This is a genomic window from Paenibacillus sp. GbtcB18 (genome assembly GCF_019091125.1).
GTDB classification, from domain to species: Bacteria; Bacillota; Bacilli; order Paenibacillales; family NBRC-103111; genus Paenibacillus_F; species Paenibacillus_F chitinolyticus.
Genome location: NZ_JAGXJX010000706.1, coordinates 1 through 244, shown reverse-complemented (window position 1 = coordinate 244; position 244 = coordinate 1). Strand labels below are relative to the sequence as shown.

Sequence of the window (244 nt, the reverse complement as noted above, 5' to 3'; positions counted from 1 at the left end):
GGAGGGATTTGAACCCTCACGCCCATTGGGCACTACCCCCTCAAGATAGCGTGTCTGCCGTTCCACCACGACCGCATAAGACACTTGAAAAGTGAGCCATGAAGGACTCGAACCTTCGACACCCTGATTAAAAGTCAGGTGCTCTACCAACTGAGCTAATGGCTCTTAAAAACTGGTGGAGGCTGATGGATTCGAACCACCGAACTCGTCAGAGAACAGATTTACAGTCTGCTGCGTTTGGCCA

Annotated in this window: 1 tRNA gene; it reads right to left on the bottom strand. The window is 51.2% G+C overall.

What is annotated here, in order from left to right:
• Window positions 1–92 precede the first annotated feature (92 nt).
• A tRNA-Lys gene (locus tag KVT34_RS30855) sits at window positions 93–165 on the bottom strand.
• Window positions 166–244: the final 79 nt, after the last annotated feature.